Annotated in this window: 10 protein-coding genes; 5 read left to right on the plus strand and 5 right to left on the minus strand. The window is 42.0% G+C overall.

Going from position 1 to position 15,376, the window contains the following annotated elements; translation table 11 throughout:
• Positions 1-146 precede the first annotated feature (146 nt).
• The 5 genes from groES to IPP86_05390 all read left to right on the plus strand — a co-directional run bounded on the left by groES (position 147) and on the right by IPP86_05390 (position 5,751).
• Complete coding sequence (gene groES / locus IPP86_05370) at positions 147-425, plus strand: co-chaperone GroES (protein ID MBL0137943.1); 279 nt, start codon at positions 147-149, stop codon at positions 423-425.
• Positions 426-508: 83 nt separating this feature from the next.
• Positions 509-2,140 (plus strand): chaperonin GroEL, encoded by a 1,632-nt coding sequence (gene groL, locus IPP86_05375; GenBank protein ID MBL0137944.1) that lies wholly within the window; start codon positions 509-511, stop codon positions 2,138-2,140.
• 107 nt (positions 2,141-2,247) lie between these two features.
• Positions 2,248-3,060, plus strand: coding sequence for a hypothetical protein (locus tag IPP86_05380; protein ID MBL0137945.1), 813 nt, complete (start codon positions 2,248-2,250; stop codon positions 3,058-3,060).
• A gap of 114 nt (positions 3,061-3,174) precedes the next feature.
• Entirely contained in the window at positions 3,175-3,897 is a 723-nt protein-coding gene (locus IPP86_05385) for a hypothetical protein (GenBank protein MBL0137946.1), read from the plus strand.
• Positions 3,898-4,275: 378 nt separating this feature from the next.
• Entirely contained in the window at positions 4,276-5,751 is a 1,476-nt protein-coding gene (locus IPP86_05390; protein MBL0137947.1) for a hypothetical protein, read from the plus strand.
• A 91-nt stretch (positions 5,752-5,842) separates the two neighbouring features.
• On the opposite strand, the gene IPP86_05395 is transcribed toward IPP86_05390, so the two are convergent.
• The 5 genes from IPP86_05395 to IPP86_05415 are packed head-to-tail and all read right to left on the minus strand — an operon-like array spanning position 5,843 to position 15,331.
• The gene (locus IPP86_05395) at positions 5,843-8,779 is read right to left on the minus strand and encodes a GH92 family glycosyl hydrolase (protein MBL0137948.1); all 2,937 of its coding nucleotides are present in this window, start codon (positions 8,777-8,779) and stop codon (positions 5,843-5,845) included.
• 6 nt (positions 8,780-8,785) lie between these two features.
• A complete protein-coding gene (locus IPP86_05400) occupies positions 8,786-11,320 on the minus strand; it encodes a glycoside hydrolase family 2 protein (protein ID MBL0137949.1) in 2,535 nt (844 codons plus the stop codon).
• A 5-nt stretch (positions 11,321-11,325) separates the two neighbouring features.
• On the minus strand, positions 11,326-12,075 hold the full coding sequence (locus IPP86_05405; protein MBL0137950.1) for a copper homeostasis protein CutC: 750 nt from the start codon (positions 12,073-12,075) through the stop codon (positions 11,326-11,328).
• Positions 12,076-12,090: 15 nt separating this feature from the next.
• Positions 12,091-13,068, minus strand: coding sequence for a N(4)-(beta-N-acetylglucosaminyl)-L-asparaginase (locus IPP86_05410; GenBank protein MBL0137951.1), 978 nt, complete (start codon positions 13,066-13,068; stop codon positions 12,091-12,093).
• Positions 13,069-13,078: 10 nt separating this feature from the next.
• Complete coding sequence (locus IPP86_05415) at positions 13,079-15,331, minus strand: family 20 glycosylhydrolase (GenBank protein ID MBL0137952.1); 2,253 nt, start codon at positions 15,329-15,331, stop codon at positions 13,079-13,081.
• Between the last annotated feature and the right edge of the window lie 45 nt (positions 15,332-15,376).

Genomic DNA, 15,376 nt, shown 5'->3' on the forward strand with positions numbered 1-15,376 from the left:
GACAAGATATTTCATCCCTTCAACCGAAACTGGAAATCTTGTCAGAAAACGGGCAAATCCGCGCTGCTGGCATCATTTCTGACCTTTGCAAGAGGATTAAATTTCACATTGTATTTTATTATTAAAACTTAAAAACACATAATCAAATGGGTAAAGTTGCATTGAAACCGTTGGCAGACCGCGTGCTTGTTGAAGCAGCAGCTGCAGAAGAAAAAACAGCAGGTGGAATTATCATTCCGGATACCGCAAAGGAAAAACCACAACGCGGTAAAGTTATCGCTGTAGGTACAGGAAAAAAAGATGAGCCCCTGACTGTTAAAGTTGGCGATTCTGTTCTTTATGGTAAATATGCCGGTACAGAAATTACCATCGAAGGACGTGAATATCTTATCATGCGTGAATCTGATATTTTCGCAGTGATCTAAACTGAAAACATTTTCGCGGGAGAAATTTAATTTGAATTCTTTCCTGCTTTTCTATTAAACCTAAAACTAAATCCAAATCAACAATGGCAAAAGATATCACATTTGACATCGAAGCGCGTGACCGTCTGAAAAAAGGCGTGGATGCATTAGCAAACGCAGTAAAAGTTACCCTCGGACCGAAAGGCCGTAATGTTATCATTGATAAAAAATTCGGCTCACCAATTATCACAAAAGATGGTGTAACTGTAGCGAAAGAAATCGAACTGAAAGACGCCATCGAAAACATGGGCGCTCAAATGGTGAAGGAAGTCGCTTCCAAAACCGCTGACGTTGCCGGTGACGGTACAACAACAGCTACCGTGCTTGCACAGGCAATTGTTACTGCAGGACTGAAAAACGTAGCTGCCGGAGCGAACCCAATGGATCTGAAACGCGGAATCGACAAAGCTGTCGAGAAAGTTGTTGAAATGCTCCAGAAGATGAGCAAGAAAGTTGGCGATGACAACAAGAAAATCGAACAGGTTGCTTCTATCTCCGCTAACAACGACCACGAAATCGGCAAACTGATTGCTGACGCGATGGCGAAAGTAAAGAAAGAAGGAGTTATCACTGTTGAAGAAGCAAAAGGAACAGAAACTACTGTTGAAATTGTAGAAGGTATGCAATTCGACCGTGGTTACATCTCTCCTTACTTCGTAACCAACGCTGACAAAATGGAAGCTGTTCTTGAGCGTCCACACATCCTGATTTATGATAAAAAGATCAGCAACATGAAAGAACTGTTGCCGATTCTTGAGAAACAAGTACAGACAGGAAATCCATTGCTCATCATCTCCGAAGAAATCGACGGAGAAGCACTGGCTACACTTGTTGTGAATAAAATCCGTGGTTCATTGAAAGTCGCTGCTGTAAAAGCTCCGGGCTTTGGTGATCGCCGCAAAGCAATGCTTGAAGATATCGCGATTCTCACCGGTGGAACACTCATCAGTGAAGAGCGTGGTTTCAAACTTGAGAATGCTGACCTCAGCTACCTCGGTAAAGCGGAGAAAATCACTATCGACAAAGACAACACAACTATCGTTGGCGGTGCAGGTAAAAAAGCCGATATCACAGCGCGTGTAAATCAAATCAAAGCTCAGATCGAATCTACTACATCTGATTACGATCGCGAGAAACTTCAGGAACGTCTGGCGAAACTGGCCGGTGGTGTTGCGGTTCTGTACGTTGGTGCAGCTACTGAAACTGAAATGAAGGAAAAGAAAGATCGCGTTGACGATGCATTGCACGCTACCCGTGCTGCTGTTGAAGAAGGTATCGTACCGGGTGGTGGTGTCGCGTACATCCGTACCATCAACACGCTCGAGAAGATGACCGGCGATAACGATGACGAAACAACCGGTATCATGATCGTGAAACGCGCTCTCGAAGAACCTCTTCGTCAGATTGTGGCGAATGCAGGTATCGAAGGTTCTATCGTGGTTCAGAAAGTTCGTGAAGGCAAAGAAGACTTCGGTTACAATGCCCGCAGCGATAAATACGAGAACCTGTATGCAGCAGGAGTTATCGATCCTACTAAAGTTACACGTGTAGCTCTTGAGCACGCGGCTTCTATCGCCGGCATGTTGCTGACTACTGAATGTGTACTTGCTGATATCAAAGAAGACAAACCAGCTCCTGCAATGCCAGGCGGTATGGGCGGCGGAATGGATTACTAAGAATCCCATCCCCATGATAAAAACAAAGAGGCTGTTCGAAAGACAGCCTCTTTTGCTTTTTACAGCTCCCGATAAAATACTACCTTTCCTCACCAGGAATTTACAAGGTGAAAATTTCCCGCTTACTCTCTTCTTTATTTTTGTTCTTGTCTGTCGCAGTGAACGGACAACAAACTCTCACCGGCGAATATCACGGCAAGATCAAAAGTGATTCGGTTTTTATTTTTGTGGATGAAATTTCAGGTTCTTCCATCAATGGAAGAATTCAGAATGCAGATGGATTATTTCCCTTTGAAGGAAGCGTGAATGGCAATGAAATCCAAAGCGCGAGGATCCATCGTGAAAAACAATATCAGAATTTCCGTGGTCGATTCCTTAGCGACCGGTTGTCACTGACTTTTGATCTCTTTGATGAAGTAAAGCTGGAACACAAACAGGCGACCACAGAGTTTCTGAAAATAAGCCGGGCAAGTATCGCCGTCATCACTGACACATTTAAGATGGGTTCCGGCGGTGAAGGGCCCCCTGTTCCCAATGGAAAATCCGTGATAACATTTGAACACGACTCAAGACTTGTAGGACTCTGGGAATCCATTACAAAGCACAGCAATCCAAAGCCACCGGTAGCAACTTCTGAAACACGTACCTTGCATGTTTTCTTTGCTGATGGAGGCTGTGGCAGTAGCAGCGGAAAACCGTATCGCCCGGGGTCAATTGACACAAGTGATTTCAAAGTAAGCATTCCAACCAGGGACAGCGCTTTATCGTGGTACACTACAAACAATACACTTATATTTTTCGAAAAACCAAACCCTTTAAAACCGATTTACAAAGTAAAATACCAGTTTACAGGTGAAACACTTTATTTCATCAATCAGAATGGATCCTCTGTTAAGCTGAGAAGGAGAGAAAACAAATAGTGGGTTTTAGATTCGCCAGGAACAATTTTCATGAATAATCAATGTAGTTTCTAAAAATCATACAGGCTTTTCTGAGGAATCAAGGATATCTTTATACAACCGAATCTCTCCGCCATGATTTTCTCAAAAATAAATTTAGAAAACGAACTCATTCGTATTCGTACACAAAAGCAACATTTAATTGACGATGTTCACGAGATTCTTCAGGCAGCCCAAAAGGATGACGAGAAAATTCTTGGGCGTTTAAAATCTACCTCCGCGGAAAGAGATCTTGGCATCCGGATCAATGACAAAGACAGGAACAGGATTTTTTCAGTTGAAGACATTAAAACAATCTGCATCCGTTATCGTCTGCGTTTTCTGGACTCGCATTATTTCCGTTCCGAATATCCTTATGAAGCCATTGCACAGATCAGGCAGTTTGAAACGGAGTATGGATTAAAAATCGGACAATTTAAAATCATCGCGCCTGAACATACTTTCAACCTGGAAAACATCAACAAAGACCCTTTGCTTTTCGCACGTCTTGATGACAATACTTTTTATCTCATTCACAAATGGGGGCAGGACCTTGCCTGGTACAAACGTTTTCTTCTCTGGCCATTGCAAAATCTGCAAACCTATCTCATTTCACTTTTCCTGATCGCAGCAACATTTTCATTTCTCCTCCCCGCTTCCGTGATGAATATCTGGAACATTGAAAGCGAACTCTACCTTCGCATCTGGCTCACGCTCCACACCTTCATTGGTATTTTTGGCTTGAGCTTGTGGGCAGGACTATCGTTTGACAAGACGTTTAGTTCGATGAATTGGGATAGTAAGTACTACAATTATTAGTTCGAGGCTCGAGGTTCAAAATTTCATCAATTATTTCAGGTAGGGTATTGAAACTAATTTATTCTTTTCGATCATACGCCCATCCTTTTAAAAAAATCTTACTCTCCTGATTTTTCTCATTCATGAACTCACAGGTTTTATTATGTCAATCCTGAAAGATGACCGTCTTCCATAAGGATTTATTTTATGGGCTCGCAAAATTTAATCTGTGTCCCCTACATCTTCATGCAGTCAGCCAATTAGTGAGAAAAGATAATTTTGGTATATCAATAAAGCATCCATTCGCTTCAATATTCCAAATACTATTAGATTATGAAAATTCCCAGGCTTCTAATCTTTATGTGCTTCATTTCTCTTGTCAAACCAGCCTATCCTTCTATGACATTTTGGGCAGACCGTTGGAATATTTTAGAAGCGGCTCCCGCAGCATTCCATGCGGTACCGGATTTTGGATTACCAGGAGCAGTGTATATCTGGAGAATAAATAACACCATAGTTCAAAACGGTCCGGATGCGGATTATTATATCGCCTATGTTTGTTTTGAAGACCTGAAAAATCTATCCTGTGAATACACCGATGGAATAAACAGTACAACAGCTGGAATTGAACAAGGAATGACAGACGGAAATTATATTATTGAATTTCCGTATCCAGCTGTTAACATGGTTCAAACAAACCCCTGCATGGGAACATTAGTTGATTTTGTTGCCGTGACGAACGCGGACCCTGGAAGCATTGTAGATTATGACTGGTCCGTGAAAGATCAAAATGGAGTTATACTAGACATATTTCCGGGAGAAGCTGAGACTTTTTCATACGTAATTGGAAACAATGGTTGGATTGTCACATGTACGATCAATGCCATCTCATTATGCGGTCCTATTGTAGCCTATTCAAGAGAATATTCTCCTGCTATGGAGGATGGCATACCTGATGTGTTCCCACTAATTACCTGTTCAGCAGACCATTCACCAATTTGTCCGGGAGGAGTGAATACATTAACAATAACTGTTGATGATCCGACAGGTATTTTATTGAACACAACCTATACCTTCGCCCGAAATGGAGTTGAAATTCTTCAAACCGGGCCTTCGAATATCTATACAACCTCGTCCTTAACCGCCTTTGACACGGTTCAATTTGGTACATATTCAAACTTTACAGAGCTTTGCCCACCATATGGTCTTGGTATTTCCGGGGGGTGGCAAAGAAAAATCCGGGTAGATCCTTGTAATAACGAAGTTTCTCTTGTTGTCTCCGCTTTTTTTGACGGCTACTTCATGATGTCCGATCCAAATAAACCATGGGTATCCCCTTTACACGGTGGAATAATGGAAACCCGTCTTTCTAATGCTGAACCTGCACACTATTACAATGCTGTTGATCACATCACTATTGAATTACATAACTCCACTACACCATTTTCACTGGCGGCTACAAGTATTGGAATTATTAATATTTGGGGAGAGGTGACGGTGGTCTTCCCCGCAGCCATTGCAGGACAATCCTATTTCATTGTAGTCAGGCATCCTGGTTCCCTAGAAACATGGAGTACAAATCCTGTACTATTCAATGCTCCTCAGATCAGATACGATTTTACCAACAGTGCATCAACTGCCTTTGGAAACAATTTAAAAGAAGTGGCACCTTCCATATTTGCAATTTACAACGGCGATATCAATGGCGATGGAGCCATTGACATCAACGACGTGAATGCTGTCGCCAACCAGGCTTCCCTTCATGCTTCAGGATATGTTCCCGAAGATCTCAACGGAGATTTGCTTGTTGAATCCGCGGATTACAGCCTTGCTGAAAATAACCTGGCCCTTGGGGTTAGTGTGATGAGACCATAATTTCCAGATTAGAGATCAAACACTAACTGGAGTAGATATCAGCAGTTTTTATTTTAAAAAATACAAGCTTCTATCAATCACCTTCCACACTTCACTTGACCAAAATTTCATCCACAAAAATATGTGAATCATAACCTGCTCCGGGATGCCAGGAAGGTAAGGGTCCGTAGGTGGTAGCGACAATTTTTAGATAGCGGGAGGAAACAGGATTTATTTTTCCTGTATAATCTTTTACCTGTGCTTTCATGTCGGTATCCGGAATGGTATTGGAAATTTTCAGAACAGAAGAAAAATGTTTCCCGTCATTCGAAGTAAAATATTCTACTTTCTTTGGGAACATTATCCACGGACTAACATCCTGTAAAAAGCCGGCGCCGACTTCTGAAATTTTCTGAACGGATCCCAGGTCAACAACAGCGACAAAATCCTCTCCCTGGTATCCCTGCCAGCATCCTTTTCTCCAATCGGTAGTTCCTCTTACCCCGTCAATAATTCCATTATCACCACCGGCAGTATACTGAGCACTGTAATGCGAAAGTATTTTCACTTTCCAGTTTGGGTGTTTGTTCCGGATAAAACTTGCGGTGGCAACAGCACTACTCACATCTTTTCGAATCGCTACGGCTTTAATGGTGGTATCGTTGTCGATGAAAATTGGATTCGAGTAAACTGTAGAAGCTGTAGTCGGTTCAGAACCATCCGTAGTAAAGAATATTCTCGCCCCATATCCCGCTTTAATTTCAATCCGGGTGCTGTCAGTAAATGTAACACCGGGATCACTGAACACCGGAGTTGTTACAAGATTGAGCACCTCCGGTTCACCCGGCATTGTTGATGGAGGGAAATCAGTCCCGAATGTTTTTTCTGGAACAGGTGACATAGTATATTTCAATGTGCCACCTTCGCGGAGAATCGCATTCTTAATCCAATTCAATGTGTAAGGCTTATCGTTAAGTGTGATCGACGAAACATAAAAGTTCTCCTTCGAAACAGACGGAGCAAGGGTAGTGAATGACTTTCCGTTCTCAAGGTGAATCACAGTTTTCTGAAACAATGGTGTACCTAAACACAAATAACCGGAGCCGGGAGTTACAGAATAAATGCCCAATGCACTGAGTACATACCACGCGCTCATTTGTCCGCAATCTTCATTACCGCTCAATCCATCCGGACTACTGTGATATTGTCCGTCGAGAATTTGGCGTATGCGCTGCTGTGATTTCCATGGTTTGCCAACATAATTGTAGAGATAAGCCATGTGATGACTTGGTTCATTACCGTGAGCATACTGACCAATCATTCCGCTGATATCCGCCTGTTCTCTTCCGGTGGTGGAACTATTGGTTGAAAACAAACTATCCAGCTTCGCTTCGAATTTTATTGGACCACCCATCGCGATGATCAATCCCGGAATATCCTGAGGAACAAAAAAAGAATACTGCCAGGAGTTCGCTTCTGTATAATGATTGTTCACCTGGTAAGGGTCGAAGGGAGAAAGCCAGGCAGCATTTTTCTTTGGCCGCATGAAATGAGTTTCCGGATCAAAGGAATTTTTCCAATACTGCGCACGTTGATAGAATTTTTTTGATTCCTCAAAATTGTATTGCAGTGAAGCATATTTCGCGATGCACCAGTCATCGAAGGAATATTCCAATGTTCTTGAAACAGATTCCGGCTGATCATTCACATCGAGTCCGGCGTGTTCCATATAGGCGCCAAGGCCAAAACGATTTTTGGATTGCGCGCTTTTTAACATCGCCTGTAAAGCCTTGCCTTCATCGAAACCGCGAATACCATTGATGTAAGCATCCAGAATTACAGGAACAGCGTGATAACCAATCATGCATTCCGTTTCGTAGGCCGACAATTCCCACACCGGCAACAATCCACCTTGCTCGTATTGATTCAAAAATGTTTTGACATAGTCCAGTGTACGTTTACGATCAATGATGGCCATTAAAGGATGCAATGCGCGAAATGTATCCCAGAGCGAAAAGACGGTGTATTGCTGAAAGCCGTCAGCAGTGTGAACTTGCTTATCCATTCCACGATAACGACCGTCAACATCCGTATACAAATTCGGAACCACCATGCAATGATAAAGAGCTGTATAAAATGTGACTTGTTGATCCTGTGTTCCACCACTCACTTCAATTTTTGAAAGCTCTTTATTCCAGGCAGTCCGCGCGTCCGCTTTTACTTTTTCAAAATTCCAATCAGGAATTTCTTCTTCAAGGTTATGTCGCGCGTTTTCTTCTGAAACGGCGGAAATACCAACTTTTACGTATACTACTTCGCTTTCATTTGTATTGAAATGAAATGCTATCCGGATGATTTTAGAATTGTATGTCTTTTGAAGGTTTTTTCCTTCTAAGAGCACCGAATCAATGACACCACTCACTCTGCTATATGGCTTTGAAAATTCCAATGCAAAATAAACCAACTGATCCTTAGACCAGGCACTCGAACGTCGGTAACCTTGAATGTGCATGGAATCAACAAATGTTATTTCGGAGGAAAGAACTTCATCGCGATGAGTAAGATCGAGGAGAATTTTTGACTGATCGGATTTTGGAAAGGTATATTTATGAAAACCTGCTCGTAAGCTGCTGGTCAGCTCTACGTTCACTCCGCTTTCAGAAAGTTTCACAGAATAAAATCCCGTTGATGCTTTTTCGTTTGCATGAGAAAATGTTGATTTGACTTTCTTATCACTTTCAAATTTCCCAACAAAAGGCATAAGTAAAATATCTCCGTAATCCGAACAACCTGTACCACTCAGGTGTGTGTGGGAAAAACCGTAAATTATTGAATCGCTGTAATGATAGCCTCCGCAGCCATCCCAACTACCATCGATGCGTGTATCCGGGCTCAATTGAACCATCGCGAAGGGCAAAGTAGCTCCCGGGTAGGTATGTCCATGACCGCCGGTTCCGATGAAAGGATTGACGAGAGCAGCATAATCAGCTTGCGCCATAGAAGAAAATCCGGTTAAAATTAAAATGGCGAACAGCAGATTTTTTTTCATGAAAATTTATTTGGCTCTTAAGATTTCGAAGTTATCCATTCCCTTTTTATCATTCAGGAATTCCGCCTCCAGCTTCATTTCTTTTCCCGTGATTCCCGCAGGTATTTGTATTCGTGATTCTGCATTGGGTAGTATGTCAAAATAATTTAATTCAAACTGATCATTTCCGTTTGCACGAAGGCTGAGGTTTTTGATAAGAACCTTGGATCGAATAGAAAGGAAAGTACCGCTTGAATCTAAACTAAATTCCGGTTTCGCTTTGGGAAGGATCAGGTCTTTCGGTTTTCTAAAATAAAACACCCTCTGATCCAGCGTAACGCCATTACTGACCACTGATGCAAGCAAATATCCTTTCGCAGGATCGATCTTTTGCTTTGTAAAACCGGTATCAATTGAAAACGAAAGTGTACTACTCCCCGCTTTTAAAGACAACTTCTGCTGATGCAACCAGCGTTCTTTTCCATCAAATGAAAATAATTTAAGAACGAGGATGCAGGAAAGGTCATTAATAGAATCTGAAACGATATAGGTATTCAGGTTTGATCCTTCAATCACCGGAGAAACAATGACATTTTTAAATCTGTCTTTCACAACATAAGCAGATGCTTTCCAATTTCCATAATAATCAAGGGCACTCCAGGAAATTCCGGGCCAGGGATCATTCCATTGCCAGAATAATGTTCCCATACATTTCGGCTTTGCTCTGCGATGCGCTTCAATCGCAGTTTGCAGACCATCCGCCTGTAACAACTGGGAGTAATACCGATATTGATTTGCATTCATTGGCTCGGGATAATCCCGTTTCATGTATTCAGAAATTGTCTCAAAACCGGTCGGATGTTTCTGATGTGATTTCAGCACAGGATCAGACGTTTTCCAATTGGCTTCTGTGCCAAATGATTCAATGGTTGAAGTTGATGGTAATCCCTGGAAACCATATTCAGACATAAATCGTCCAACTTTATTTTCGTAATTACTAAAGGGTTCCATTCCCCACCACACACCCCAGTAATGTGAATCTCCTTGCTGTAAACTTTCTTTATGCCCCCAGCCTATTGAAGGAGAGGATGGCCAATAAAATCTTGCAGGGTCTTCCTGCTTTAACACTGAAGGAATCACATCCGCAAACAATTTATTGTAATCGTTCCAGATCTTTAAAGAATCAACTGATGAATATTTGTATTGCTTTTGCCAACCCCAGTTTTTCCAGCCTTCATCCGCTTCATTATTACCGCACCACAATGCAATACTTGCATGATGCCGAAGCCGGCGAACATTATCTGTTATCTCCTCACGAACAGAAGAAATAAATGCTGAATCGCCGGGTAACATAGAACAGGCAAACATAAAATCCTGCCAGACCAGGATTCCTTTTTCATCACAACGTTTGTAAAATGCATCGTCAGGATAGATGCCTCCGCCCCAAACGCGCAGCATATTCATATTGCATGTTGCCGCATCATCCACCAGACTGTCAATTGTGCCTTGACGAATATTTCCCGGAAACATATCCATAGGAACTACGTTTGCTCCTTTTGCAAACACTGGAACTCCATTCAATTTAAAATAGAAGCTCTTTCCAATGCTGTCTTTCTCCTGTACAAGTTCAAGAGTACGTAAACCATATGAAAATTCTTTCCTGTCAAAATTCCCTTTGAAATCAGCGCCCTCAAAATAAAACGTATAAAGAAAAGGTTCGCCATATCCATTGCACCACCATTTTTTTGGTCCAAAAATCTGATAATCGTATGAAATGGTATTCATTCCCTTTTTCAAATCTTCGTTCCTGCCAAGACGCTGTCCATTTCCTTTGTTGATCATTTTTAAATTAAAAAAACCGGTATCATTCGCGAGCACATCGACTTCCATCCGCAAAGTGGCGCGTTTGTCTGTCAGTTCTTTCAGCTGAATTCGAACATCCTGAAAAGTGAAGTGATTCCAAAAATGCAGTTCAATTGGTTTCCAGATACCACATCCCAACAGTCGTGGCGCGAAATCCCATCCAAATTGATAAGCAGCTTTTCTGGTAAACACACGATCTTCTCCGGGAAGAGTATATGAAATTTCTGCAGCCGCTTCAGATGCTTTTTTCAAAGCGGAATAAAAAACGACACGCAGTGAATTCGCCCCCGGTTTAATCAGTTTCTGACAATTGACTTTCCAAGTGCGGAACATATTATCCGCCTGAAGGATATTTATATCATTCAAAAAAACATCAGCGTATGTATCCAGACCTGAAAGTTCCAATTCCACCTCCTGGCTTTTAGCCAATTCGTCGGATAAGATAAAGGAACTCTGGTATTCCCACTCTGCACTATCGACCCATTGAAGGTGGTCAGCATTGTCTTTCAAATATGGATCCGCTATCAGCTTGTTGGACAACAAATCAGTATACACACTGCCGGGCACTGTAGCCGGATGCCAGTTGGCATCACCAACTTTCCGGAATTTCCAATCGGAATTTAACTTTACGATTTCCGCACCATTGGTTATTTGCAGGAGAGAAACCGACAAGCAAAATAAAACGAGAAATCTTTTCATCATTGTCACGTACCTTTTTCTGAATTGAATACTATTTTTTTTAATCTGCGAATATCCTCCGGATCAGGAATTGGATTGGATACATTCGAATCTCTATTTCCATGACCTGTAAGATTATTCAACGAAAATCCCTTATGAGAAGACCCAAAATTAAGACAAGAAGAATGTATTTCCGATGATCCCGTAAAACGAATAATCTCTGAAACATTTTCCTCTCTGACTCCACCTCCCGGCATAACAACTAATTTATTCTTGCTGAATAAGATAAGCTCGCGAATTCTTTCTTTTCCCAACAAGGCATTTGAAGCCTGGCCGGAAGTTAACAATCGGTCACATCCACAGGAAATAACATCTTCTAAAATCTCAGGGTAATTTGCTGCAACATCAAAAGCACGATGAAAAGTGACTGACATTGGTTTGGCAAGAGAAACCAATTCGCGTGTTTTGTCAGTATCAATTTTCCCATCCGGTAATAAACACCCCAGAACAACACCTTCAACTCCGATGTCTTTGCAGAAAAGAACAGAATCCTTCATGAGCAACAACTCTTCTGCGGAATAAACAAAATCACCCGATCTTGGTCGAATCAATACATGCAGAGGCAGTGGTGAATTTTTTTTTGCTAATCGGATAAAATCAAATGATGGGGTTACACCACCTGTCTCCAGTTTCTCGCATAGTTCAATCCTGTCGGCACCGCCTTGTATTGCCGCATGCACGGATTCGATGTTTGTGCAAACTATTTCCAGGAGCATTTTACAAATTGAAAATCAGTAGTGGCTTTTAGCATCAATCAGTATATTCGAAACTGAATTGGAATACACAGCATAATTAAATCCTGTTTGGAGACAGTAAGAGCCGTATTCGCCGTGCTTATTCAATGCCAAAAATCCAACCTGAATTTCTTTTGATTTTTTTGGTTGATTTTTAACAATACGTTCAACAGCGATGCGGCAGGCTTCTTCAGGATTTTTTCCCTGACGCATCAACTCAACCACTAAGTGTGAACCACAAATGCGGATGACTTCTTCACCTACTCCGGTTGAAGTGGCTGCTCCAACTTCATTATCTACAAATAATCCGGCACCAATAATCGGGGAATCTCCTACCCTTCCATGGAGCTTATAAGCCATACCACTGGTGGTACAGGCACCGGATAAATTTCCCTGCTGATCCATAGCGATCATTCCAATAGTATCGTGATTTTCCCAATTAACAACAGGTTTATACTGCGATGTTTTTAACCACTCCTTCCAGGCAGCTTCTGATTCGGGGGTAAGCAGGTTTTCTTTTTTGAATCCCTGGTCAAGCGCGAATTTCAAAGCGCCTTCTCCAACCAGCATCACATGAGGAGTTTTTTCCATCACCATTCTTGCAACAGAAATCGGATGCATGATATGTTCCAGAAAAGCGACAGAACCACAACCCGCATTTTCATCCATGATGCATGCATCCAGAGTAACACGACCATCGCGATCAGGAAGTCCTCCATAGCCAACAGATGTAACTTTCGGATCAGCTTCCGGTATTCTCACACCCGCTTCCACCGCATCCAGTGCCCGTCCACCCTTTGAAAGAATTTCCCATGCAGATGCGTTTGCAGGAATACCATGCGACCAGGTGGAAAGCACAATAGCTCCTGAAGAGGTCACAGGTTTTTTCTCTGCAAATAATTTGGGGAGGTTTAGAAAAACCAGGGAACCAAGACCGGAGATTTTTATAAAATCTCTTCTGCTTTTCGTAGCCATGTATCTAGTGTTATTCAATCATGATTTCATCACAAAATAGCCAGGCAGGATTTCCTTCTCCGGCTTTACCGTTTGGAATTGTTCCGCTATTTTCCGCGATGACTTTTACAAATTTCGCTGTTGTTCTCCCGAGATTTAGTGTGATGAGTCTTTGTCCGGGTTTAATTTCAGAGGAAGAAATTTTCTTCAAGGACTTAAAAATTACACCATCATCACTTACCAATACTTCTACTGATGTCGGTAAATAGATCCAGCTTGCCTCATCCTGAAGAACATCGACACTTACTTTTGTAAAAGTAACTGGACGACTAAGGTCAATAGTAGCATCCAGGTTTTTTCCACTCCAGCCCAGCCAGTCTGAACCATTCCAGGGTAAATTTCCGGTAACACCATTCAACAATGAGAATCCGCCCCCACGACAATATTCTTCATGAGGTACATCTTTTAAAATGATCTCTTTTCCTGTTGCAAAATTGAGTTTGAACACCTGAGAAAAGTCACGGCCACGCTTGAACTGTCCATCGAAAACCGCAGCTTTGATATTTGCAGATTGTCCCAATGGAATTCTTCCATTGTAAACAGGTGATTGCAATTTAGGTTCAGAGCCGTCATCCGTATAATGAATCACTCCTCCTTCGTACTCGGTATTCAGTTCGAGTGCGACTCCTTCTGATCCGCTGTTTGGATACACAAAATAATTAACATCAAACACCGCTTTGGAATAATTCACCTTCAGAAAATCGAGCATTTTAAAATGACCTACGAGCCGGTGGGTAAAACTCTTGTAATTCTTTTGTTCTGAGGGTGACCATAAAACTTCCGAGAGCGCTGCCATCCGTGGCATGACCATGTATTCTACCTGTGAGAAATCAGGTATATATTCTGTCCAGAGATTTCCCTGCGCACCTAATATATGTTTGCGTTCTTCTGCATTGAGTACATCCGGACAAGGTTCAAACTGATATACACGATCCAAAGGAAGATAACCTCCGATCGCGAGCGGTTCTTTTGCATCTCTGGACTGATAATAATCAAAGTAGCAGGAGCCTGTCGGAGTCATCACTACATCGTGATTTTGTTTCGCGGCCTCTATTCCTCCACTGTATCCTCTCCATGACATTACAGTAGCTTCAGGTGGAAGGCCACCTTCCAGAATCTCATCCCAGCCTATCATTTTCTTCCCTTTTGATTGAAGATATTTTTCGATTCGGCGGACAAAATAACTTTGCAATTCATGCTCATTCTTTAAGCCCTCCTTTGCCATCAACTGTTGGCAATGCGAGCATTGTTTCCAGCGATCTTTCGGACATTCATCTCCACCAACATGAATATATTTTCCGGGAAACAAATCAGAGACTTCACTTAACACATTTTCCAGAAAAGTAAACGTCTCTTCTTTGGGACAATATACATCCTGAAAAACGCCCCAGGTTTTTCCTACTTCAAATGGCCCTCCCGTGCAGGAAAGTTCGGGATAAGCTGCAAGCGCCGCAAGAGCATGTCCTGGCATTTCAATTTCAGGAACTATGTTCACATGTCGTTGCTTCGCATAGGCTACGATCTCACGAATTTCATTTTGTGTATAATAACCACCGTAGCGAATGGTGTCATAACGTTCAGGAATTTCTCCGTAATGACCGATTAGTGTTCCTTTGCGATACGCGCTGATTTCCTGAAGCTTTGGATATTTTTTTATCTCAATGCGCCAGCCCTGATCATCGGTAAGGTGCCAGTGAAAAGTATTCATCTTGTACATTGCAAGATGATCAATATATTTTTTTACAAACTCCTTTGAAAAAAAATGTCTGCATACATCAAGATGCATTCCTCTCCAGGCAAAGCGTGGATAATCTTCAATTTTAGCTGTAGGAATTTTAATTGTCGGTGTTTTACCGGCAGGTAATAATTGTATCAAGGTCTGGATACCGTAAAATACACCTGCTCCGGAACCGCCGTGTAAAGAAATTTTCTCAACACCAATATCCATGTGGTAAGCATCCGGAGTAAGTTTAGCATCCGTTGAATCCCGAAAAAAATTCAGTGCCTTTTTACGCTCTTTTATCGAAGTAGAAATTTCCAAACGGAAACCGTAATGATCAAAGAGATATGCATTAAAGAGAGCTGCATCCTTTCTGGAATTCTCATCGTTAACAACAATCTGCGTTTCCGGCAAGAGCTGAAAACTGCCGAAGCCAGGTAAAAAAGATACCGGTTTTGGAATCAGCGGGAATTTATCAAGATTATCTTGCGCCTGCGAAGACAGGTTCATGACGACTAGTATCAAGATTGTTAATTTCCAATTAAAGCG

The sequence above is a fragment of the Bacteroidota bacterium genome, assembly GCA_016720935.1.
Lineage (GTDB): Bacteria > Bacteroidota > Bacteroidia > AKYH767-A > 2013-40CM-41-45 > JADKJP01.

Excerpts from the sequence above, each read along its gene's own strand:
- groES (MBL0137943.1), top strand. The coding sequence starts at position 147 with ATGGGTAAAGTTGCATTGAAACCGTTGGCAGACCGCGTGCTTGTTGAA.
- groL (MBL0137944.1), top strand. The coding sequence starts at position 509 with ATGGCAAAAGATATCACATTTGACATCGAAGCGCGTGACCGTCTGAAA.
- IPP86_05385 (MBL0137946.1), top strand. The coding sequence starts at position 3,175 with ATGATTTTCTCAAAAATAAATTTAGAAAACGAACTCATTCGTATTCGT.
- IPP86_05390 (MBL0137947.1), top strand. The coding sequence starts at position 4,276 with ATGACATTTTGGGCAGACCGTTGGAATATTTTAGAAGCGGCTCCCGCA.
- IPP86_05395 (MBL0137948.1), bottom strand. The coding sequence starts at position 8,779 with ATGAAAAAAAATCTGCTGTTCGCCATTTTAATTTTAACCGGATTTTCT.
- IPP86_05400 (MBL0137949.1), bottom strand. The coding sequence starts at position 11,320 with ATGAAAAGATTTCTCGTTTTATTTTGCTTGTCGGTTTCTCTCCTGCAA.
- IPP86_05405 (MBL0137950.1), bottom strand. The coding sequence starts at position 12,075 with ATGCTCCTGGAAATAGTTTGCACAAACATCGAATCCGTGCATGCGGCA.
- IPP86_05410 (MBL0137951.1), bottom strand. The coding sequence starts at position 13,068 with ATGGCTACGAAAAGCAGAAGAGATTTTATAAAAATCTCCGGTCTTGGT.